Genomic DNA, 21724 nt, shown 5'->3' on the forward strand with positions numbered 1-21724 from the left:
CATTCCTCCGAACTACGGGGTCATTTTTTTCCGCGCCGTAAACGCAGAGCATTGAAAATCACCGAGGCCGAGCTCAGACTCATGGCCAGCGCCGCGATCAGCGGGGACAACAACCACCCAGTGAATGGGTACAGCACGCCTGCCGCAATCGGCACCCCAATGCCGTTGTAAACGAATGCGAACAGGAGGTTCTGGCGCATGTTTCGGACGGTGTCGATAGAGATGTCGCGTGCGGCGGTGATGCCGCGCAAATCGCCTTTGACCAGCGTGATCTGGCCGCTGTTCATGGCCACATCGGTCCCCGTGCCCATGGCCACGCCGACATCGGCCTTTGCCAACGCAGGCGCATCGTTGATGCCATCGCCGGCCATGGCGACAATGTGGCCCTCTTTCTGGAGCCGTTCCACGAGCGCCAGCTTGTCTGCGGGCTTGACTTCGCCATGCACCTCGTCGATGCCAAGTTTTGCACCCACTGCCTTGGCGGTGGTCAGACCATCGCCAGTTGCCATCACGATGCGCAAGCCGCTGGCGTGCAAAGTCCTAATGGCTTCCAGCGTGGTGGCCTTGATGGGATCGGTCACAGCCAGGATGCCAGCCAGTTGTCTGTCCACGGCCAGATGCATCACGCTGGCGCCTTCACTGCGCAGACGCTCGCCATCGATCTTGAGCGCATCAGTGGCCACGCCCTCCTGCTGCATCAATGCGGTGTTGCCCAGCACCAGATGCTTCCCATCGACCATGCCGCGCACGCCAATACCGCTGCCAGATTCGAAATCTAGCGGTTTGATCAGTTCCAGGCCCTTGGCGCGTGCTGCACTGACGATGGCCTCTGCCAAAGGATGCTCGCTGCCTTGGTCCAAACTGGCAGCAAGGCGCAGAACTTCGTCCGCTGTATAGCCAGGTGCGGCAACTGCGGTGTCGAAAGCGGGTTTACCTTCGGTCAGTGTTCCTGTCTTGTCCACAATCAGCGTGTCGACCTCGCGCATTTTTTCGATGGCGCCAGCATCACGGAACAGCACCCCCTGTGTCGCGGCACGCCCTGTGGCCACCATCACCGACATCGGCGTGGCCAGCCCCAGCGCACAGGGGCAAGCGATGATCAGGACGGCCACTGCGTTAATCAAGCCAAACACCCAGCTAGGTTCCGGACCGAACCAACCCCAGACAAAGAAGGTGGCAATGGCGATGAGCACCACCACGACCACGAATTGGCCTGCGACCACGTCCGCCATGCGCTGCATGGGCGCCTTCGAGCGTTGGGCATTGGCCACCATCTGAACAATCTGCGACAGCATGGTGGCCGCACCGACCTTCTCGGCGCGCATTACCAGGGCGCCACTGGTGTTCATCGTGGCGCCAATCACCTTGTCACCAAGGCGTTTGGTCACCGGCACAGGCTCACCGGTCAGCATGGATTCATCGACCGCACTGCTGCCTTCAGTCACAACGCCGTCGACCGGCACTTTCTCGCCGGGGCGGATGCGCAACAGGTCACCGACGTGAACATGGTTCAGCGGTACGTCTTCTTCGTTGCCATCCGCATTGATCCGACGTGCCGTCTTGGGTGCCAAACCGAGCAGCGCCTTGATGGCCGCAGAAGTTTGCGAACGGGCCTTCAACTCGATGATCTGGCCCAGCATGGTCAGCGAGATGATGACCACTGCCGCCTCGTAGTAGACCGCCACGCGCCCCATGGAAATGAATGAATCCGGGAACACGCCCGGCGCCACGGTAGCCACGAGGCTGTAGAGAAAGGCCGCGCCCGTACCCAAACCGATCAAGGTCCACATGTTGGGGCTGCGGAGGACGAGAGACTGCCAGCCGCGTACGAAGAAGGGCCACCCCGTCCACAACACGACGGGTAAGGAAAGCACCAGCTCAACCCAGGTTTGCACCTTCATGTCAAACCATCCAAGACGATGGCCGAACATTGCAAGAACGGTGACAATGACTGTGAATGGCAGCGTCCACCAGAAGCGATGCTGAAAATCCTTTAACTCATGGTTGTCTTCCTCGTCCAGTGGAATGATGGGCTCCAATGTCATGCCGCACTTGGGACAGACTCCAGGATGATCCTGCCGCACCTCGGGGTGCATAGGGCAGGTGTAGATGGTGCCGGCCGGCTCTGGCGCGGTGTCCTCGGGTGCAGTAGATACAAGGTATTGCAGTGGGTTCGCTGCGAACTTGCCTTGGCACTTGGCGCTACAGAAATAGTAGGGCCGCCCTTCGTGCGTCAATTTGTGTTCAGACTGCTCCGTAACGGTCATGCCGCACACCGGATCCTTTAGATCCTTTGGCGAGGCTGGCTCGGCAGGGGGGTGACTGCCGTGATGGTGGTGTGCATGCATGTCCATTGCTTATTCCTTGTCGTTGTTGGTGCGCCGGGGCGTCTGCGCATGGTTGCCGTGCCCACCATGGCCGCCGTGGCCGTGCATCAGGTGCATTAGCGGACAGGCGAGCAGCAGCAGGTAGGGCCAATAACCCAGAACATGGCCCCAGTGCTCTCGCAGCAGATAAAAACCAGCGATCACGGCAGCCGTTGCCAGCGCCATGCCGGCTGGGCGGCGCCAGAACGATGGCGCATGGGAGTCGTTGTCAGGCTGATCCATGGCGTTGCTCCTTCAAAGTTGCCAGCAAAAGGTGCGGGCGCGGACGCGCCCAGCCGGTCGACCCTGAATCAAATACCGTGGCCGTCATCGGCAACCACAGCCCCCCGCACCGCCGCTGTGGCAGCCCGAGGCTTTAGGCTGCGAGGTCGCAGCGGGAATGGGCGCGTCTGTGGCCAGCTTTGCGGGGTAACCCGCATCCGTCAATGCCATCAACAATGGGGCGCTGCCCTGCGCCAGTTCCCCGCTCACCCGGACATGCCCAGACTGGAGATCGACCTCCACCCCACTGACACCCGGCAGCGGTTGCAATGCGTGCGTGACGTGCTTGACGCATGAGCCGCAGCTCATGCCCTCGACTTGCAGATCAATCGTTTTCATGTATCAAACTCCTAAAAATTGAAACGTATACCGCCGGGGAAATATTCCAGATCATCTTTTTGACACCGAGTCAGTCGTCGACTGGGCCTTGCCCATGCGAGGGATAAACCGGGGTGTGCGCTGGGCGTATGTGTCGTAAGTTGCACCGAACTGTTTGTGCATTTCGTTCTCTTCGGTGATTGCCAGACGTCCGTACATCAGGAGCAAGACAGGGAACATGGCCAAGGTCAGCAAGGTGGGCCACTGCAGCAGGAAACCCAGCAGAATCATCACAAAAGCCACGTACTGCGGATGGCGAATGCGCGCGTAGGGGCCTGTTGTTGCAAGCGATTGGCCACGCTGAGCGTGGTAGAGCACATTCCACGCTGTGGACAACAGGTAGAAACCAAAGCCCAGAAAAACGTAGCTGGCGATGTGCAGTACGCCGAAATGCGGGTCGCCCTTTTCGCCCAACAGGGTGGACCACAAGTGACCCGAGGTGTGGGAGAGCAGATCCAGATTAGGGAACTTGGTTTGAAGCCAGCCCGATATCAGATAAATCGTCAGCGGGAAGCCATACATCTCTACGAACAAGGCAACTATGAAGGCTGCGAATGCGCCAAACGTCCTCCAGTCACGGGCCGTTGCAGGCTTGAAAAAGCTGAACGCAAACATGATGAAGATCGCTGAATTGATGATGACCAGCGACCACAGGCCATAAGCGGATTCGGTATTGTTCATCGTGAATCCCCCTCATTGCGTGATTCGGTAGTTTTCTTGGCATCAGGCTTACTCTGGCCATGTCCGCCATGTCCGCCATGTCCGCCGTGCATGAAGATATGCATCAGCGGGCAGGCGAGGAGCAAGAGAAAAGGCAGCGCCCCGACAACATGCGCGAGGTGTTCGGTCAACAGGAAATACGCCGCCACGCCGCCTATCACCACGAGGCCGATGGCATAGCGAGAACTCCAGAATCTGGGGGGCGACTCGTGCCCGTCGTGTTGATGGTTCATGGTGACTCCCAATTCGGTGGATGCGTTACTTGGTCATCGAGGCAGGCAGACGGTCCAGCATCATCTGCATCATGGACTCCATCATTTGCATGCGCTTTTCCATCATCTGATGGCGCTCGGCCATGTTGGTGGGCATGCCCTTGCCACCTTGCATGCCACCCATGCCCTGCATGCCTGCGCCCATCTGCTGCATCATTCCCATACCGTCCTGCATCAGCTTCATGTGCTCGTCCATGAGCGCCTGCCGCTCTTCCGGCGTTTTGGCCGCCATCATCTTTTCGTGCATCGCTTGCATGGCTTTCATGTGCTCGTCCATCTTGGCCATTCCAGCCATCTGCCCCGCACCCGTTGGCTTCGCGGCCGCCTTCATTTGGGTAGACGCAGGCAATGTGCTTCCTGCAGGGTGATGGGCCTTGTGCTCATCGGCGGTTTGCGCCATCAAGCTCAGCGAGGCCGAAGCGATACAGATACCAACCAGGGTATGGCGAATTTTTGACATAGTGCTCTCCTTCTTGCGGTGAAAAACCGTCGCATTCAGCATTCAACCCATACGTCCGCGACGACACAGCACGCCCAAGCAGCGCGTTCTTACTGAGCGGGATGAATGTCAGTGGCAACCATCTTCCCGCCCTCGTTGACGACCATGAACTTGACCTTGTCGCCGGGCTTCACTTTGCCCAGCAGACTCTTGTCTTTTGCGGTGAACACCATGGTCATGCCGGGCATGTCCATGTGCTTGATTTCTCCGTGCTTGATGGTGACCTTGCCAGTGGACTGATCGACCTTCTTGATTTCGCCGTCGGTCATGGATGCCGATGCTTGGGACATATCCATCTTGCCGTGATCCATCATGGTCTGGGCGAAGCTGCCCATGGGCGTTAATGTGCCCATGGCAAGGGCGGAGATAGCAAGAATGTTTTTGATGGTGTTCATGATTTCCTCAGGAATGAGAGTAAAAAAGTGGATTACTTCTTGGCCATTTTGACGGCCCACTTCATGCCGGCCTCGTAATGACCAAGCATCAGGCACGCGAAGTTGACAGTGCCCGCCTTGGCGAATTGCCAGACGATCTCACCTTGCTTGCCAGGGACCAACGTGACCTTGCTGGGCACATCACGACGAATGACCGATCTCATGGAAGAGATTCTGAAGAGCGACCCTGTCAGAAAGCTGTGCGCCAGATTACATATTTGTTATCTGCATGTCGGGAACGCAGAAACTCGTCAATCTTACGTCTACGCCAGATAGCGGAGAGTGACCATGAAGATATTGATCGTCGAAGATGAGCCTAAAACCGGTGAATACCTTCGCCAGGGATTGAGCGAGGCCGGATTTGTGGCCGACCTGGCTCAAAACGGTAGCGATGGGCTGCACCTGGCACTCCAAGGTGAGTACGACCTCGTGATCCTGGATGTCATGCTGCCCGGACTGGATGGCTGGCAGGTGCTGCAGTCCCTGCGCAATCGCGGCTTGCAGATGCCCGTGCTGTTCCTGACGGCCCGGGATCAGGTGGAAGATCGGGTCAAAGGGTTGGAACTGGGCGCTGACGACTATCTGGTCAAGCCCTTTTCATTCGCCGAGTTGCTGGCCCGTGTACGCACAATTCTGCGCCGGGGCCGAGGAGGCACCGAAACCAACACACTGCGCGTGGCTGACCTGGAGCTTGATCTGCTGCGCCGACGGGTCTGGCGGGGTGGCCGCCGCATTGACCTGACAGCCAAGGAATTTGGTTTGCTAGAGTTGCTGATGCGCAGGCATGGAGAAGTGTTGCCTCGCTCGCTGATTGCCTCCCAGGTGTGGGACATGAACTTCGACAGCGACACCAACGTGATCGAAGTGGCGATGCGCAGCTTGCGTCTGAAGATCGACGAAGGCCAGGACGTCAAGTTGATCCAGACCGTGCGAGGCATGGGCTATGTGCTGGAAGCGCCGGAGAGCGTTTAAATGTTCCGGTTCTTTTTGCTTATCCATCGTTTGGCCATCTTTTTCACGATGGTGGCTGCAGCCATGGTGCTGGGGCTTGGAATGTTGTTCCTGGTTCCGACCGAACGCCACTTCCTGGAACTGGATCGAATCACGCTGCAAGACAAACAGCACCTGATCGAGAACATAGTAGTCAATACCAACTCCATCGATGACATCCCATCGCGCTTACGCGAGTCATTGAACAATCACCACGGCTTGTCTGTCATTGTCAAAAACGCTAAAGGGGATGTTCTTTTCAAGACTGAAGGGTTTCAACCTCCAGCCACTTTAGGGCAACGCTGATTAAGGTCCACCGTTGAGGGGGGGGCAAACGTTATCCGCAGATGAAGCAGCAGACCCTGGCAATGGCCGCAGATCAAGACAACGGATTCGAGCATTCGCGCAAACCCACCCGACGCGAAGAGTTCTTGCGGACCATGCAGACAATAGTGCCATGGGCCGCTCTGTGCCAGGTGATAGAGCCGCACTACCCCAAAGCAGGCAACGGCCGCCCGCCCATTGGCCTTGAGCGCATGCTGCGCATCCATTTTCTTCAGCACTGGTTCAACCTGGCCGATCTGGCGTGCGAGGAGGCTCTGTATGACAGTGCCAGTCTGCGCCGCTTTGTGGGCATTGACCTGGGCCGCGAGCGCGTGCCCGATGCCACCACGCTGCTGAAGTTTCGCAAACTGCTCCATGAGCACAAACTGGGCGAAGCCCTGTTTGCCAAGGTAGGCCAGCAATTGCAGGAGCGCGGCTTGAAGGTCAACACCGGCACCATCGTGGATGCCACGATCATCGCAGCGCCCAGCTCCACCAAGAACGCCGACAAGGCGCGCGACCCCGATATGCACCAGACACGCAAAGGCCAGCAATGGTATTTCGGCATGAAGCTGCACATTGGCGTGGACAGCCAAAGCGGGCTGGCGCACAGCGCCGTGGTGACGGCGGCCAACGTGCATGACAAACACCCTCTGCCCGATCTGCTGCATGGCAATGAGCGGCGCGTGTACGGCGACTCGGCCTATGCCAGCCAGAAAGCACTGATAGCGAGCAAGGCCCCCAAGGCCAAGGACTTCACCAACCAGCGCACCCGCCGTGCAGGCGAGGTGGACGAAGTTCAGCGGGCCAAGAACCGCAACAAGTCCCGCATCCGCGCTCGCGTAGAGCATGTATTCGGGGTGGTCAAACGGCTGTGGGGTTTTGGCAAGGTGCGCTATCGCGGGCTGCAAAAGAACGCCACGCGTGCGTTCACGGCCTTGGCGCTTGCTGGGACAGGTGCGCCCGTAAGGGTTCGAAGGGGGCTCAAAGGCTCCCGAAACAGGCCCTGTGGGGCAAAGCACAGTATCTTTGCGGGCCATTTGGCATTCAAATGGCTGTGCGATGGATATGACGTTACTTGTTCAGCATTGCCCTAATGCATGGATCGCCTGCTGGGCAACGCGGCATTGCAGCGCCAATGTGCAGACATCTACGCTGGCATGGCCAGGCAAATACTTGCGGACTGCAAGCAGCCAGTGATCTTGGTCGATTGGAGCGATCTCAAGGCCGATCGCAGTGTGCAGCTGATCCGCGCCAGCTTGGCCTTGCATGGGCGCAGCCTGAGCTTGCTCGAGCAGGTGTACGGCGCCAAGCAGGCGGCCACGCCCCGCACGCATACGCGCTTTCTGCGCCAGCTCAAGGCCATCGTTGGCGAGCGGGCGTGCCCTATCATCGTCACCGATGCAGGCTTTCGTGCGCCCTGGTTTGCCGCCGTGGAAAAACTCGGCTGGCATTGGCTGGGGTGCGCATTCCACTGATGGCGGACAGTGATTCCATTTCCATCGCGGACAGCGTTCCATGCGATGGCGGACACGTTGCGCGGGTGTCCTGAGTGACGCTCAAATCGTAGCCGAAGTGTCCGCCATCAGCGTGGAATGGCGGTCGGCGCGGCCGGCTCAGACGGCCTTGGTGAGCTTTCTCATCGACTCGCCCTTGAGGGCTATCTTGTGTGAGCCGTGCACGATGCGGTCCAGGATGGCGTCGGCCAGCGTGGGCTCGTCCAGCCAGGCGTGCCAGGCCGTCACCGGCAACTGGCTGGTGATGAGCGTCGAGCGAGTACCCACCCGGTCGTCCAGCAACTCCAGCAGGTCGTTTCGCTCGTACGCGGCAATCGGCGCGATGCCGAAGTCGTCCAGGATGAGCAGGTCCAGCCGCGCCAGTTGCGCCAGCCGTTTGCCCAGGCTGCCATCGCCGTGGGCCACATGCAGCTCCTGCAGCAGCCGTGGCGCGCGGGTGTAGAGCACCGAGAAGCCCAGGCGCGCGGCCTGCTGCCCCAGTGCGCAGGCAAGCCACGTCTTGCCGCACCCGGTGGCGCCGGTCAGCAGCACGTTGTGGCCATGGCGCAGCCAGTCGCCGCCGGCCAGGCTGCTGATGACCTCCCGGCCCAGGCCCCGGCTGGCGCGCCAGTCGATGTCCTCCAGGCAGGCACTGGAGACCTTCAGGCGGGCCGCCTTCAACAGGCGCTCCAGGCGCTTGCTGTCACGCCAGTCCACCTCGCGCTGCACCAGCAGCGCCAGGCGTTGTTCAAAGGGCAGTTCGCTGGCCGTGATGTGGGTGGCCGCGTCGCTGAGGGCGGCCACCATGCCGTCCAGGCGCAGGGCGCGCAGTTGGTTCAAGGTCTGTTCGTTGAGCATGGTCGTTGGTGCTTTGTTTGTCTGCATCGCGGTGTCAGTGGTAGTAGCCCGGCCCGCGCACGTTCTCGTGCAGCGGCAGACTCGCCTGTGCGGCCATCGGCGCATCCAGCGGCCGCTGGTCCAGGCCGCAGCCCAGGATGGAGGCGATGCTCTTGTAGGACGGTGAGCGAATCGACTGCGCCCGCGCACAGGCGGCCTCCAGCCGGTCAGCCCCGTACTCACGGCCCAGGCGCATGAGGCCCAGACAGGAGCGGTAACCCTGCTCGGGATGCTGGCGGTGCTCCATCTGCCAGCGCACCACGGAGGCGGTGGCCGCGCCCACGCGCTCGCCCCAGGCGATGAGCTTGGCCGGCGTCCACTGCAGGTGCGCCCAGTGCGAGGCCGGCATGTGCTCGGGCGTGGTGGTGTGTGAACCCCGGCGGGGATTGAGGGCGTGGGCGGCCACCCGTTTGCCGCCATGCAGGACTTCGACCGTGCCGGCCGTGATGCGCAACTCCACCGGCTCGCCCACCAGCGCGTGGGGCACCGAGTAGTAGTGGCCATCGAGCTCGACGTGGTAATCGATGTTGACGCGGGCGGGTTTGAAGCGCGCAATGGGCATGCGCACCGGCGGCAGGGGACGCAGGGCTGGCCGGTCGAGTTCGGCGAAGGCGCTGGTGCGGTTGCCCGGCAGCTTCTTGAACGCGCGCTGGTTCAAGTCCACCAGCAAGGCGGCAATCGCCCGGTTGAGCTCGGCCAGGCTGTAGTGGGCCGAGAGTTCTTCGAGCAGGCGGTGCGCGGTGGGCTCGTAGCGGTCGGGGCGGGCCATGAGGGCGCGCGGCTGGTCAGGCACCAGCAGGCGGGGCACGCCGCCGATGAACTCCAGCGTGGCGATGATGCTGGCCGCCCAGTCGGTGGCCTTCTGGCTGGCGGTGGCGCAGGCGTAGGTGTAGTTGGATGCGCCCAGCACGGCCACGAAGACCTGGGCCGGGCGTATCTCGCCAGTGTCGGCATCCACCACGGGAACGGTCTGGCCGGCGTAGTCCACAAAGAGCTTGTCACCGCCCGTGTGGGTCTGGCGCATGGAGCGCTGCAGGCGCCGGGCCCAAGCCTTGTACTTCTCGCAGAAGGCGCTGTACTTGTACGCCTGACCGCTGTGCTGTTGCTGGTATTCCTCCCACAGCAGTTGCAGCGTCACGCCAGGTCGGCACAGTTCGCGGTGGATGTGGGCGTGGTCGGGTTCGAGGTGCCGGGACTCGCGCGCCACCGCTGGCTTGTACAGCCGGGCCTGCAGTTCTTCGTCGTTCAGGCTCTGGGCCAGTGCCCAGTCCACGCCGGCCACGCGCGCGTAGCTGGCTATCTCGCTGACAGTGGATTTGGAGATGCCGAGGGCGGCACCGATTTGACGGGTGCTCAAGGCCCCGCCGTGCAGCAGTTGCAGTGTGTGTCGTAGTTTGCTCATGGTGACCCTGGGTGTGGGCATCGCTGGTTCCGGTCAAAAAACCGGGCAGCGTATGCCGCGTTCGGGTCACTCAGAACACCCTACAGGTGTCCGCCATCAGTTTGGAATGCTGTCCGCCTTCAGCGTGGAATCGTGTCCGCCATCGCATGGAATACGCAGCTGGGGCGTATCCGTGGGCGTGATCTGCTGCGTCCAGCGGACCACCCGCAGGCGCGCTGGGCCAGCTGCCGCAGCGTGTGGGCGCAAGCCACCACCAGGCCGAGCGACCTGGGCGCTTATGAATGCGTGCGCTCGCGCCCCCATGTGTGCCGGCTGGTACTGCTCAAGCACGAGCCCAAAGGCCGGCACAAGCACACGGTGCGCGGCACCCGCGCGCGCAGCAAACACTCACGCAAGAATGCCCGCTCGCAAACCGAGCCGTGGCTGCTGGCCGCCTCATGCTCGCTGCGCCAGCTCAGCGCTGCAGCGATTGCGGCGCGGTACGCGCAGCGCATGCAAATCGAGCCATCGTTTCGCGACACCAAGAATGCGCGTTGGGGTCTGGGCCTGGAGCGCAGCGGTACGCGCACGCCCGAGCGCCTGGCCGTGCTGGTGCTGATCGCCACGCTGGCGCAGTGGGTGCTGTATCTGGTCGGGCAATGGGCCTACGACGGTCAGCAACAACGCCATTGGCAACTGACCAACCGCCGCAGCCGCCCATAGCTGTCGGTGCATCAACTGGGCTGGTTAATCGTTACTGTCCTTGATCCGCCCACCGAGCCACTGTTGCAGATCATTAGCCGCTGGAGCAATCCCAATGCCGCGCTTGAAGTTTGAGGGGAAACCTCAGGATCGGATCCGAAACCGGCCAGAAACATCGACCCGTGGCCGACGCGCAGCGCGCTGCGGACATCTACCGGCGTTCCGTGATGCTGGCGAGTGCACGCTGCTAGATGCAGGATGACGGCATGGGATTCTCGCTCGTTCCGTGTAAGTCGGTGATCGAGCCGCGGCTGGGTCAGCGACTCGTCGGGACGGTTCGCGGCGGTGGGGTGTCATGGGAAATTGGACGGCGGCCTGGGCTGGCCCGAGGTTAGTCAGGCCGACGCCAACAATCCCACAGAATGGATTCCAAGGAATTTTCTGCAGCCCCACCGAGGACAATCAACCGGGGGAATAGAGACGCAGACGCGCGTCGCGTTCTTCAGGGGACTCGCTCCGCAATTCGTTGATTACTTGCTCACGCGTCTTGCCTGGACCTGCTGCATCAGGTGTGCGGATAGGGTAGTTGCTTTCGCCGTAAGAAAGGAGGCCTTGCCGCATGGCAGCCTCGGCTTCTGCTTTGACTTGGGCACGGGTTTTCTCGCTCTTGAAGTGTTCCGGGTGAACGATTACGCCCTTTTCATTGTTGGCAGGATGTTCGTATGCGGCCGAAGCCATCCCTGGAAGGCCCAGGGTAACCACTGCGGCCGCCGCGGCAATCATGGAAGAAAGGGAGAGGCGTTGTTGGATCATGGTTGAAGCTCCTAGCGATGGTGAATAAAACTTGCATCTCTCATGCCTTGCTTGGGCGTTGAGGAGATGTGTTCATCGTAGGGAGCGCACCCCAACAGAATCTAGACAGCCCGATGACATTTTTATCAGGGAGCGGCGCGAGCTGGAGCGCAAGTAGGTGGACCTGTGCGGGGGACAAACGCGGAGGACGGAGGATCTACCACACGGGTAGACAGAAGTCGCCAGTGGATCGGCGCGAGCGAGCCTGTCAGAAAGCCTGTCAGAAATTTTGTGTGTGAGGCATAGCATGTCAACAAGGAGCATGAATGCCACGCAAGACGAAGACGACTGCAGCAGCGGACAAGGCGGCGCAGCCGCAATTCTCAGCCGAGCTGCTGGAGCAACTCATTCCCGGGCCGGTAACGCCGGCCGAACTCGAAGGCATCTTCCAGCAGTTCAAGAAGTCGGTTCTTGAACGAGCGCTGGGCGCCGAGATGAGCCATCACCTGGGCTACGCGCCCGGCCAGGCCAAGCCAGAAGGGGCTGCCGTCAATCACCGCAACGGCAAGAGCGCCAAGACCGTGCTGACCAACGTCGGCGCCTTGCGCATCGACGTTCCCCGCGACCGCGAGGGCACATTCGAGCCCCAGCTCATTGGCAAGCATGAGCGCCGCTTCACCGGCTTTAACGACTTGGATCTCCGCCATGTACGCACGCGGCATGACGGTGCGCGAGATCCAGGGCTTCCTGGCCGAGATGTACTCGGTCGATGTCTCGCCCGATCTCATCAGCAGCGTCACCGACGCGGTGATGAGCGAGGTCTCGGCCTGGCAGACGCGCCAGCTCGAGCCCATGTGCCCCGTCGTGTTCTTCGACGCGCTGCGGGTCAAGATACGTGAAGACGCTGTGGTGCGCTCCAAGGCCGTGTATCTGGCGCTGGCCGTGCTGCCCGACGGCAGCCGTGACATCCTGGGGATCTGGATCGAGAACACCGAGGGCGCCAAGTTCTGCGATGTTGCGTGTTCAACGATCTGAAGACGCGCGGAGTCCATGACATCCTGATCTCCGTGACCGATGGCCTCAAGGGCATGCCCGAGGCGCTGCAAGCGGTGTTCCCGGCCACGACGCTGCAGACCTGCATCGTGCATCTGATACGCACCAGCTTGGACTTCGCCAGCGGGAAGGATCGTAAGCTGCTGGCCGCAGCCATTAAGCCGATCTACACGGCCGTGAGCGCAGAGGCGGCCGAGGCCGAACTGGATGCGTTTGCCCAGGGGCCATGGGGCCAGAAATTCCCGACCGTCGTTGGCGCCTGGCGCAGGGTCCGGGACAAGGTCATCCCGTTCTTCGCCTTCCCGCCCGAGGTGCGCAGGGTGATTTACACACCAACGCGATTGAGAGCGTGAATGCGAGGCTGCGCTTTGATCTCAAGACGCGCAGACACTTCCCCAGCGACGACGCGGCCACCAAGCTGATCTGGCTGGCACTGCGCAACATCACCGAGGACTGGGGACGGGCGGCCAACAACTGGAAATCAGCGATGAACCAATTCGCGATCCTCTACGAAGACCGGTTCACGAAATCGAGCACGTAAGATATTCAACTAGCTTCACGATATCGGTGAAGGTTCAATGAGCCTCACACACAGAAATTCGGACACGCCCTGCACAACTGTACGCCAGTGGCTTTCTGCCGCAGGTCTGGATGCCCGACAAGCAGACCCTCGCGCTGCGCCGCCAGGTGGCACACCGTTCACAGATTGATCGTCACCGCACACGCTTGAACAACGAGATCCATGCAGTCCTTGCGGCGCCCTTGATCCCGTCATGTCCGGCAAGCGATCTGTTCGGGCGCAAAGGGCGCGTCTGGCTGAATCAACAGCCGCTTCCAATGGATGAGCGTCTTGCGGTGGAGCAGCGCCTGCGCGAAATCGATCGGCTCGGCGGCGAGGACCTTGCGGCGATCGATCGGCTGTTGTGCGAATCCGTGGTCCAGAACGAGCAACTCAGAAGGCTGTTGACCATCACCGGCGTGAATTGCATCGTTGGTGGTCCTTGTGCTCGTCGGAGCCTTGCGCCAGCACGCCCACGGAGGCGGCGGCGACACAGAGGCCGATCAGGGTATGGCGAATGTGAACCATGATGCATCCTCCTTGCGGTGCAGGGGTTGGCTAGGGCTGCCGCGTCCGACGAGATGGCGCGGTTGTGAATTTGCTCAGCGCACGGGCTGGATGTCCGTGATGATCATCTTCCCGCCTTCCTGGACGACCATGAATTGCACCTTGTCGCCGGGCTTGAGGTTGGTGAGTTGGCCCTTGTCGCGGACGGTAAAGACCATGGTCATTCCGGGCATGTCCAGGTTCTTGATGTCCCCGTGCTTGAGGGTGATCTTGCCGTTGTCCAGATCGACCTTCTTGACCTCGCCATCGGTCATGGATGCGGGTGCGGGAGCCGAAGTCTGGCCTGAATTGGGACTGACCTGTGCATGGCCCGCCAGCGGCAGGGCGGCGCCCATGGCGAGGGCGGAGATGGTGAGCAGACGTTGGATGGTGTTCATGGTGACCTCTGGGTAAATGGATGGATCTATGGGCTGGCCCTGCCATGGCTGGGCCGGCTGTGGTGGGCGCTTCAGGCCATCACTTGCGGCCCACCTTGATGGCGCCCTTCATGCCGGCCTCATAGTGGCCAGGCATCAGGCAGGCAAAGTTCACGGCTCCCGCCTTGGTGAACTGCCAGACGATTTCACCCTGCTTGCCCGGTGCGAGCGTGACCTTGCCGGGTTCGTCGTGCTCCATGTCCGGGAACTTCTTCATCTGCTCCAGGTGCTCCAGCAGTTCCTTCTCGGTGCCTAGGCTGAGTTCGTGCTTGACCTGGCCGACGTTCTTGACAACGAAGCGCACGGTTTCGCCCTGTTTGACCTGAATGTTCGACGGCGTGTAACGCATGTTGTCGCTCATTTCGATGGTGATGATGCGACCGGCCTTGGCGGCAACGCCGGGTTTGCCAATGGCTGTCTCACCCCCGTCACCGTGGCCACCTGCATGGGTGCCGCTGGCGAAGGCTACCCCCGATGTGGCCAGCGCAGCCATAGCGAAGAGTTGAGAAATAGTGGATCGCGTGAATTTCATGGATGGGCTCTCGTTGAAAATTGAAGGAAAAAATCAATGCGCGCCATGCGATGTAGGCTTGCGCACCTTGACTTCGGTCGGCGTTGCAGGTTTGCGAACGCGCGGCATGGACTGGCCGCCCTCGGCTTTGAAGCGGGCAGGCTCCGCCATCGGACCGGTGTACTCATACGCCACCGTGCCCTCCGGGTTTTTGTACCAACCCGGGTTCTTGTAGTCGCCTGGCTTCTGGTCGCGGCGCACCTTCAGGACACTGAACATGCCACCCATCTCCACCGAGCCGAAGGGGCCTTCCCCGGTCATCATGGGGACGGTGTTGTCCGGAATGGGCATCTCCATCTCGGTCATGTCCGCCATGCCCCGTTCGCCCATGACCATGTAGTCGGGAATCAGGTTGTTGATCTTCTTGGCCACGCCCCGGTGGTCTACGCCAATCATGGTGGGAATGTCGTGACCCATTGCGTTCATGGTGTGGTGGCTCTTGTGGCAGTGGAATGCCCAGTCACCTTCTTCGTCCGCGAGGAACTCGATCTGGCGCATCTGGCCCACGGCCACGTCGGTGGTCACTTCATAGAGACGGGTGCTCTTGGGTGTAGGACCACCATCCGTGCCGGTGACCAAAAACTCGTGACCGTGCAAGTGCATCGGGTGGTTGGTCATGGTGAGGTTGCCGATGCGAATACGCACCTTGTCGTTGAGCCGGACGTTCAAGGAGTCGATGCCAGGAAAGATGCGGCTGTTCCATGTCCACAGATTGAAGTTCGTCATCTCTGCAACCTTGGGCGTCGCGGCCCCTGGCTCAATGTCATAAGCACTGAGCAGGAAGCAGAAATCACGGTGCACTTCGTCGATCAGCGGATGCTTGGCCTTGGGGTGCGTGATCCAGAAGCCCATCATGCCCATGGCCATCTGGGTCATTTCATCGGCATGCGGGTGGTACATGAAGGTGCCCGGGCGGCGCGCCACGAACTCGTAGACGAAGGTCTTGCCCGACTGGATTGCGGGCTGGTTCAATCCCGCCACACCGTCCATGCCATTGGGCAAACGCTGTCCATGCCAGTGGATGCTGGTGTGCTCAGGCAGCTTGTTGGTCACAAAAATGCGAACGCGATCGCCTTCCACCACTTCGATGGTGGGCCCGGGACTCTGGCCGTTGTAGCCCCACAAATGGGCCTTGAAGCCAGGCGCCATCTCGCGCACCACAGGCTCGGCGACCAGGTGAAACTCCTTGACGCCCTGATTCATCCGCCACGGCAGTGTCCAGCCGTTAAGTGTGACCACCGGGTTGTAGGGCCGCCCCGAGTTGGGAACCAGCGGCGCCATGGTGTTCGGGCTGGTCTGGATCACCGGCTCGGGCAATGCCGCCATGGCCACGCGGCTCACCGAGCTGGCCGCGACCGCTCCGCCTGCGATGCCCGCATATTTGAAAAAATCTCTTCTGGATGTCATGACATGAATCTTTGCTTTAGTGGCCCGCATCGCCCGCACTGGGCGCGCTGGACGTGACTGACAACGTGGTGTTGGTGGGGCGCCCGATCACGGATGCCTGTATGGCGGCATCGGCCAGCCAGAACTGCTGTTGCGCATCAATGGCGGCCGTGACGGCGCTGATCTGCTCGCGCGCGTCGGCCAATAGCTCAAAGACGCTGATCAACATGCCGTTGTAGCGAAGCTGGTTTTCCTCCGAGATCACCTTGCGCAGCGGCACGACTTCATCGCGGTGGTGACGCGCCACGTCGTAGGCGGTTCGATAGGCCGAATAGCTCTCGCGCAGGTTGGAGCCGGCAGAGCGCACGGTGGCTTCGAGCTGGTTGGCCGCAGCCAGGCTGCGTGCATTCATCGCATCGCGCTGCATCCCACCCCAATCGAAGAGGGGTAGACGCACGTCGATTTCCCAGCCGCGCGCAGTAGAACGAGTGCCCTCAGCGTTGTCAAAGGTCGTGTTGCGACGCCCGGTGAGTTCGATATCGGTGAAGCTGGTCACCATGTTCAGACCCTGGGCCTTGACGGCCTCATTGAGCGCGGATTGGGCCAAGCGGATATCCAGACGCGCCTGGGTTGCTTGCAAGGCGACCGTCTGCGGCTCCATTGGCTGTTTAGGTAGCTCCGGCAATCGCTCCGGCAGCTTAAGCGTTTGTTCCTGCGCCTCATCTAGCCCCAGCAGTCGCACCAGTTCTTCGCGGCTGGCCGTAGCCTGGTGCTGCGCTGCGCTCAGCCGGGTGGCGGCATCGGCGTAGAAAGCTTGCTCCCGTGCACGGGTAATCCGGTTGAAGTTGCCCGCCGCCTGCATGCGCTTGGCCAGTTCCGCTCCTGCTTCCGCGCTGTCATAGACCTGCTTGGCATATTTGAGCGTTTGTTGCGCGGCCACGGCCCGCACCCAGGACTGGCGCACACGGGTGATCTGATCCACCACATCACTGGTCAGACGCAATTGCGCTTGCTCAATGCGCCGGGTAGCGCCGCCGTGCCGTGCGGGAAGCGTCAAAAGATCCAGCAAGCCGAAGGACAAAGCGCGCCCAAACTCCAGCTCATCGCCTGCGACCATGCGCTCAAAACTGAAAATGGGGTTGGCAATCCGCCCGGCCTGCGCGGCATCCGCCGACTCTGCCCAACCCTGCGCCAGAAGGGTCTGCAGGGATGGGCTGTTCACCAAGGCCAACTGGACAGCATCTTTCTGCTCCAAAGGCTGCGCCAGCAAGGCTTGAGCGGCCTGCGCACGCTGGTCGCGTTCATCCAGGGTACGAGCCAACGCGAGCTTGCCCCCGGTAAAACTGCCAGCTTCGTCGTTGACGCGATTGATGTTCTGATCCAGGCTGACGCTGGCACATCCCGTCAGCACTGCCAATCCGAGTGCGGACAGAGCCAATTTGGCATGAGTGGCACGCAAAGGCATCATGGTTTTCCTCCCCCGTGATGGCCCGTGTGGGGATCGCTAGCAGGAGCAGCATCCTTGGCGGACGCGGGCTCGCCCGACTTGATTTCCTTAGCATAGGCGCGCCAGCCGCCAATCTGGCCCACACGATCATTGGCTTCGCGCCAGGATTGCACCGGTTGATCCGCATAGCCCTGATAAGCCCCGATAGGGGACGCGTATTGCAACGTTGCCAGCGGTGCAGGCTTGGGAGCCTCGGTATCTGCTGGAGCTTGTGCGAAAGCTGCCCCCGCAAACAACACCAGTGTCGAAGGCAACAGAGCCCTGAAGGGCGGCAGGTAACTGGAAGTGAGCATGGTCTCCTCTAAGGATCTATCCGTAAATTAAACTATGTTCCTGAGTCGCCCGTGATGCGGCGCAGGAGGTGTAGATGGCCAAGGCGCATGCCAATTCGTGGGAAGTGACGGACGAGTTCTGGAGCCGGGTGGAGCCGCTGGTGCCACAGCCTGCGCGCGATCCTGACAAGCAGTACAAGCGCGCAGCCGGAGCGGGCCGCCCGAGCAAACCGCCACGGCTGGTGTTCGAGGCCATCATGTATGTGCTGCGCACTGGCTGCCAATGGAAGGCATTGCCTGCTGAGCGCTTCGGCAGCGCCAGCGCGATCCATCAGAAGTTCATGCTGTGGTCCAAGGCCGGGTTCTTTGAGAACCTGTGGCGTGCAGGCCTTGCTGAGTACGATGATTTCGAAGGCGTTGCCTGGCGCTGGCAAAGCATTGATGGGGCCATGTTCAAGGCGCCACTGGCGCAAGAGGCTGTGGGGCGCAACCCGACGGATCGGGGGAAAAAAGGGCAGCAAGCGTCACCTGCTGGTGGACGGGCGTGGCGTCCCGTTGTCACTCGTCGTGACCGGGGCCAACGCGCACGACGTGACGCAACTTGAGGCCGTGCTGGCGTCCTGCATGATCAAGCGTCCCACACCCAAGCAGCGACGCAGCAAGCACCTATGCGCTGATGCCGGCTACCGGGGAAAGAACGCCATGAAGATCATCCTGGCCCACGGCTATATCCCGCATGTAGTGGGCCGCAAGAGCGAGGCAGAGCGCAAGAAACGCAATCCGCAGAAGAAGGCGCGCCGCTGGGTGGTGGAGGCATGCCATGGGTGGTTCAACAGATTCCGCAAGCTGCTCGTGCGCTACGAAAAGCTGGAGCACACGTTTCTCGCGCTTAACCATCTGGCCGCTGCCATCATCACCTTGCGAAAGATCAGTCTGCCCGTCAATATTATTTACGGATAAATCCTAAAAGAATCTTTGATCTCATGATGTGGAGATTCTGGAGAGACCACCCTTTCATTCAGATGTTCTGAAAATTACATTGTTGTTATCTACCTGTCAGAACGCCTCAAACTTGGCAAACTCTCGCCAAAGCATTGAACGGAAGCGCACACGTGAAAATATTGATCGTCGAAGATGAGCCCAAAACGGGTGAGTACCTGCGTCAGGGTTTGACAGAAGCTGGATACATTTCCGACCTCGTGCCCAACGGCGCGGATGGCCTGCATATGGCCCAGCAGGGCGAATATGACCTGCTGATCCTGGATGTCATGCTGCCTGGCCTGAATGGCTGGCAAGTGCTGCAAGCCCTGCGTGACCGGGGGATCGGAATGCCCGTCCTGTTCCTGACTGCCCGCGATCAAGTGGAAGATCGTGTCAAAGGACTGGAACTCGGGGCCGACGACTACCTTGTCAAGCCGTTCTCGTTTGCCGAGTTACTGGCCCGGGTACGCATCATCCTGCGGCGCGGCCATGCAGGCAACGAGAGCACCACGCTGCGAGTGGCCGACCTGGAACTGGATTTGCTGCGCCGCAGGGTATCCCGCAACGGCGAGCGTATCGATCTGACGGCCAAGGAATTCGGCCTGCTGGAGCTACTGATGCGCCGACACGGTGAAGTGCTGCCACGGTCCCTGATCGCCTCGCAGGTGTGGGACATGAACTTTGACAGCGACACCAACGTCATCGAAGTGGCGATGCGCCGCTTGCGCATGAAGATCGATGAAGGCCAACCCCTCAAGCTCATCCAGACCGTGCGCGGCATGGGCTATGTGCTGGACGTGCGAGAGGAAGAATAGGTGGAGTCGAAATTGCGTTTGGGCAAGCTTTCGCTGACCCGTCGCCTCACCCTGTTCTTCACCGTGGTGGCAGCTGCTGTGGTGCTTGGGTTGGGAGGTCTTTTTCTGGTGGAAATTGAGCAGCATTTCGTCGAACTGGACCGGATGGCTCTGCAGGAAAAGCGGCATTTGATCGAGGAAATTCTTGGCAATGCCAACTCAGTGGACGACGCAAGCTTGCGCTTGAGCAAAGCTTTGAACTATCACCATGATCTCTATGTCCTGGTGCAGAACCCCCAGGGAGAGCGCATTTTTCAATCGTCAACATCCAACCTCAATGTGCAAAGCGGCGATGCCCTGAGTACCGAGGAGACGAGTGTTTTCGGGGTTTGGCGTCACCACGATACCGAGTTCCACACATTGAGCTTTGGAACTGCCCCGGCTTACTCCGCATCAGCGTTGCAGGTGTTGATCGCAGCGGATACAAAACACCACACCCAATTCCTCACTGAGCTGCGCAGCAGTCTGGCGTTCTACGTGATCGCGGCCATCATCGTGTGTGGGCTACTGTCGTGGCTCGCGGCGCGTCAAGGACTGGCGCCTCTGCGTGAAATGAAGTCGCGCGCAGCCGTGGTCACAGGTCAGAAATTGTCCGAGCGCATGCCAGTTGAGGCCGTGCCGGTGGAAATGGCCGATCTGGCGCAAGAGCTGAACCGCATGCTGGACCGCCTGCAGGAGGACTTCCAGCGCCTTACCGATTTCGCGTCGGACCTCGCGCACGAGCTGCGCACCCCCATCAGCAACCTGCTGACGCAGACGCAGGTGGCGCTGACGACCAAGCGCGATGCCGCGACGTACCGCGACATCCTGGCCTCCAATGCCGAGGAATTTCAGCGTTTAGCACGCATGGTGTCCGACATGCTGTTCCTAGCCAAGACCGAGCGCGGCGTGGATCTGCCGCACAAGGAGCGGTTTTCCGCCCGCCAGGACGCGCTGGCGCTGCTGGAGTTCTACGAGGCCGTGGCCGAGGAAAAACGCATCCGGCTCCAGTTGAAAGGAGACGGCGAGGTCGAAGGCGATCGCCTGATGTTCCGTCGTGCGGTGAGCAACCTGCTGTCCAATGCCCTGCGTTACACGCCCGAGGCCGGCGACATCACCATCCGTATCACCAGCACGGCACAAACCACGACAGTGGCCGTGGAGAACACTGGAACCGACATCGATGCCAAGATCCTGCCCCGGCTGTTCGACCGCTTCTACCGAGCCGATGCTTCCAGGGCCCACCCGGACTCCGATGGCTCCGGGCTGGGCCTGGCCATCACACGTGCCATCGCTGAGGCCCACGGCGGTAGCGTCACGGCGACGTCGGGCGACGGGCGAACCTGCTTCACCTTGATGTTTCCTCACCGTGGCTCACAGCCATCAAGCTGACAACAATCTCATCTGGCTGTCCGGATTCTGTTGGGGGGCGCTCCCTAAGATGAACACATCTCCTCAACACCGACCAAGGCATGAGAGATGCAAGTTTCATCCACCTTCCTTAGGAGCTTCAACCATGACCCAACAACGCCTCTCCCTTTCTTCCATGATCGCAGCCGCAACCGCAGTAGTTGCTCTGGGCCTTCCAGGGATGGCTTCGGCAGCCTACGAGCATCCTGCCAACAATGAAAAGGGCGTAATCGTTCACCCGGAACACTTCAAGAGCGAGAAAACCCGCGCCCAAGTCAAGGCGGAGACCGAGGCTGCGATGCGGCAAGGCCGCCTTTCTTATGGTGAGAGCAACTACCCCATCCGCACACCTGATGTAAGTTCTGGCAAGACGCGTGAGCAAGTAATCAACGAACTGCTGAGCGAGTCACCTGCCGAACGCTCCGAGCGTCTGCGTCTCTACTCCCCGGGTTGATAGCCCCCAATTGGGGCTCGAGCAGAGCACGTTGAATCCATTCTGTGGGATCGCGCGTCGGCCTGGCTAACCTCGGGATTTCAGCAGCCTGATAGGTCACGCCCCAAAAATTACCTGACAGAAATGTAATTTTTGAAACATTTTCCCGTCAGTCTCGGGCTTGCATAATCACAACGTGAATT

23 protein-coding genes and 5 pseudogenes are annotated in these 21724 nt (G+C 60.6%); 12 read left to right on the forward strand and 16 right to left on the reverse strand.

Features of this window, described 5'->3' with window-relative positions:
* Nucleotides 1-20 precede the first annotated feature (20 nt).
* The 8 genes and pseudogenes from PQV96_RS02375 to PQV96_RS02410 all read right to left on the reverse strand — a co-directional run.
* On the reverse strand, nt 21-2354 hold the full coding sequence (locus PQV96_RS02375; protein ID WP_059401318.1) for a heavy metal translocating P-type ATPase: 2334 nt from the start codon (nt 2352-2354) through the stop codon (nt 21-23).
* A gap of 3 nt (nt 2355-2357) precedes the next feature.
* Nucleotides 2358-2609, reverse strand: a complete 252-nt coding sequence (locus tag PQV96_RS02380) for a DUF2933 domain-containing protein (protein ID WP_059401319.1) — start codon at nt 2607-2609, stop codon at nt 2358-2360.
* Between the two features lie 84 nt (nt 2610-2693).
* The gene (locus tag PQV96_RS02385; RefSeq protein WP_011804760.1) at nt 2694-2987 is read right to left on the reverse strand and encodes a heavy-metal-associated domain-containing protein; all 294 of its coding nucleotides are present in this window, start codon (nt 2985-2987) and stop codon (nt 2694-2696) included.
* A gap of 51 nt (nt 2988-3038) precedes the next feature.
* Nucleotides 3039-3707, reverse strand: a complete 669-nt coding sequence (locus tag PQV96_RS02390) for a methyltransferase family protein (protein WP_207375454.1) — start codon at nt 3705-3707, stop codon at nt 3039-3041.
* Nucleotides 3704-3979 (reverse strand): DUF2933 domain-containing protein, encoded by a 276-nt coding sequence (locus tag PQV96_RS02395; RefSeq protein ID WP_207375455.1) that lies wholly within the window; start codon nt 3977-3979, stop codon nt 3704-3706. The genes PQV96_RS02390 and PQV96_RS02395 overlap by 4 nt, the downstream gene beginning before the upstream one ends.
* Before the next feature lie 25 nt (nt 3980-4004).
* Nucleotides 4005-4478 carry a hypothetical protein gene (locus PQV96_RS02400; protein ID WP_273624456.1) on the reverse strand — a complete coding sequence of 158 codons (474 nt, stop codon included), beginning with the start codon at nt 4476-4478 and terminating at the stop codon, nt 4005-4007.
* A gap of 89 nt (nt 4479-4567) precedes the next feature.
* On the reverse strand, nt 4568-4912 hold the full coding sequence (locus PQV96_RS02405) for a copper-binding protein (RefSeq protein WP_273624457.1): 345 nt from the start codon (nt 4910-4912) through the stop codon (nt 4568-4570).
* Between the two features lie 32 nt (nt 4913-4944).
* Nucleotides 4945-5103: pseudogene (locus PQV96_RS02410) on the reverse strand (cupredoxin domain-containing protein); the annotation flags it as partial.
* Between the two features lie 136 nt (nt 5104-5239).
* On the opposite strand from PQV96_RS02410, the gene PQV96_RS02415 reads away from it, so the two are divergent.
* The 4 genes and pseudogenes from PQV96_RS02415 to PQV96_RS02430 all read left to right on the forward strand — a co-directional run bounded on the left by PQV96_RS02415 (nt 5240) and on the right by PQV96_RS02430 (nt 7743).
* The gene (locus PQV96_RS02415; protein ID WP_207375457.1) at nt 5240-5923 is read left to right on the forward strand and encodes a heavy metal response regulator transcription factor; all 684 of its coding nucleotides are present in this window, start codon (nt 5240-5242) and stop codon (nt 5921-5923) included.
* Nucleotides 5924-6247 (forward strand): hypothetical protein, encoded by a 324-nt coding sequence (locus PQV96_RS02420; RefSeq protein WP_242638358.1) that lies wholly within the window; start codon nt 5924-5926, stop codon nt 6245-6247.
* A gap of 41 nt (nt 6248-6288) precedes the next feature.
* A pseudogene (locus tag PQV96_RS02425) lies at nt 6289-7215 on the forward strand (IS5 family transposase); the annotation flags it as partial.
* A 150-nt stretch (nt 7216-7365) separates the two neighbouring features.
* On the forward strand, nt 7366-7743 hold the full coding sequence (locus tag PQV96_RS02430) for a transposase (RefSeq protein WP_210570238.1): 378 nt from the start codon (nt 7366-7368) through the stop codon (nt 7741-7743).
* A gap of 138 nt (nt 7744-7881) precedes the next feature.
* On the opposite strand, the gene istB is transcribed toward PQV96_RS02430, so the two are convergent.
* Together istB and istA are read right to left on the reverse strand one after the other, a co-directional pair.
* Entirely contained in the window at nt 7882-8619 is a 738-nt protein-coding gene (gene istB, locus PQV96_RS02435; protein ID WP_207375629.1) for an IS21-like element helper ATPase IstB, read from the reverse strand.
* A 34-nt stretch (nt 8620-8653) separates the two neighbouring features.
* The gene (gene istA, locus PQV96_RS02440) at nt 8654-10081 is read right to left on the reverse strand and encodes an IS21 family transposase (RefSeq protein ID WP_207375626.1); all 1428 of its coding nucleotides are present in this window, start codon (nt 10079-10081) and stop codon (nt 8654-8656) included.
* A 111-nt stretch (nt 10082-10192) separates the two neighbouring features.
* Between istA and PQV96_RS02445 the strand changes: the two genes are divergently transcribed.
* Nucleotides 10193-10762, forward strand: coding sequence for a transposase (locus PQV96_RS02445; RefSeq protein WP_210570231.1), 570 nt, complete (start codon nt 10193-10195; stop codon nt 10760-10762).
* Between the two features lie 128 nt (nt 10763-10890).
* Nucleotides 10891-11136, forward strand: a pseudogene (locus PQV96_RS02450) (DUF3363 domain-containing protein); the annotation flags it as partial.
* A gap of 67 nt (nt 11137-11203) precedes the next feature.
* Here PQV96_RS02450 and PQV96_RS02455 read toward each other — a convergent pair.
* On the reverse strand, nt 11204-11554 hold the full coding sequence (locus tag PQV96_RS02455; RefSeq protein ID WP_207375624.1) for a DUF4148 domain-containing protein: 351 nt from the start codon (nt 11552-11554) through the stop codon (nt 11204-11206).
* Nucleotides 11555-11859: 305 nt separating this feature from the next.
* Here PQV96_RS02455 and PQV96_RS02460 point away from each other — a divergent pair.
* Together PQV96_RS02460 and PQV96_RS22385 are read left to right on the forward strand one after the other, a co-directional pair.
* Nucleotides 11860-13127, forward strand: a pseudogene (locus PQV96_RS02460) (IS256 family transposase).
* A 71-nt stretch (nt 13128-13198) separates the two neighbouring features.
* Nucleotides 13199-13579 (forward strand): annotated as a pseudogene (locus PQV96_RS22385) (IS110 family RNA-guided transposase); the annotation flags it as partial.
* A 168-nt stretch (nt 13580-13747) separates the two neighbouring features.
* On the opposite strand, the gene PQV96_RS02470 reads toward PQV96_RS22385, so the two are convergent.
* The 5 genes from PQV96_RS02470 to PQV96_RS02490 all read right to left on the reverse strand — a co-directional run bounded on the left by PQV96_RS02470 (nt 13748) and on the right by PQV96_RS02490 (nt 17885).
* Nucleotides 13748-14089 carry a copper-binding protein gene (locus PQV96_RS02470; RefSeq protein ID WP_207375577.1) on the reverse strand — a complete coding sequence of 114 codons (342 nt, stop codon included), beginning with the start codon at nt 14087-14089 and terminating at the stop codon, nt 13748-13750.
* A 79-nt stretch (nt 14090-14168) separates the two neighbouring features.
* On the reverse strand, nt 14169-14660 hold the full coding sequence (locus PQV96_RS02475; RefSeq protein ID WP_207375578.1) for a cupredoxin domain-containing protein: 492 nt from the start codon (nt 14658-14660) through the stop codon (nt 14169-14171).
* 33 nt (nt 14661-14693) lie between these two features.
* Entirely contained in the window at nt 14694-16106 is a 1413-nt protein-coding gene (locus PQV96_RS02480; RefSeq protein ID WP_273624461.1) for a multicopper oxidase family protein, read from the reverse strand.
* A 16-nt stretch (nt 16107-16122) separates the two neighbouring features.
* The gene (locus PQV96_RS02485) at nt 16123-17553 is read right to left on the reverse strand and encodes a TolC family protein (protein ID WP_210570223.1); all 1431 of its coding nucleotides are present in this window, start codon (nt 17551-17553) and stop codon (nt 16123-16125) included.
* Nucleotides 17550-17885: a hypothetical protein gene (locus PQV96_RS02490; RefSeq protein ID WP_242638333.1), complete on the reverse strand. Its 336-nt coding sequence runs from the start codon at nt 17883-17885 to the stop codon at nt 17550-17552. Before PQV96_RS02490 ends, PQV96_RS02485 begins: the two co-directional genes overlap by 4 nt.
* A gap of 74 nt (nt 17886-17959) precedes the next feature.
* Here PQV96_RS02490 and PQV96_RS02495 point away from each other — a divergent pair.
* The 4 genes from PQV96_RS02495 to PQV96_RS02510 all read left to right on the forward strand — a co-directional run bounded on the left by PQV96_RS02495 (nt 17960) and on the right by PQV96_RS02510 (nt 21542).
* Nucleotides 17960-18824, forward strand: a protein-coding gene (locus PQV96_RS02495; RefSeq protein WP_156445078.1) for an IS5 family transposase whose coding sequence is annotated in 2 segments (ribosomal slippage) — nt 17960-18378 and nt 18377-18824 — 867 coding nt in all. Because the reading frame shifts where the segments join, the coding sequence is not laid out codon by codon here.
* A gap of 152 nt (nt 18825-18976) precedes the next feature.
* On the forward strand, nt 18977-19660 hold the full coding sequence (locus tag PQV96_RS02500) for a heavy metal response regulator transcription factor (RefSeq protein ID WP_207375324.1): 684 nt from the start codon (nt 18977-18979) through the stop codon (nt 19658-19660).
* Entirely contained in the window at nt 19661-21070 is a 1410-nt protein-coding gene (locus PQV96_RS02505) for a heavy metal sensor histidine kinase (RefSeq protein ID WP_207375325.1), read from the forward strand. It begins immediately after the preceding gene.
* 124 nt (nt 21071-21194) lie between these two features.
* The gene (locus PQV96_RS02510; protein WP_207375326.1) at nt 21195-21542 is read left to right on the forward strand and encodes a DUF4148 domain-containing protein; all 348 of its coding nucleotides are present in this window, start codon (nt 21195-21197) and stop codon (nt 21540-21542) included.
* Nucleotides 21543-21724 lie beyond the last annotated feature (182 nt).

The organism is Acidovorax temperans, assembly GCF_028596105.1.
GTDB lineage: Bacteria > Pseudomonadota > Gammaproteobacteria > Burkholderiales > Burkholderiaceae_C > Acidovorax > Acidovorax temperans.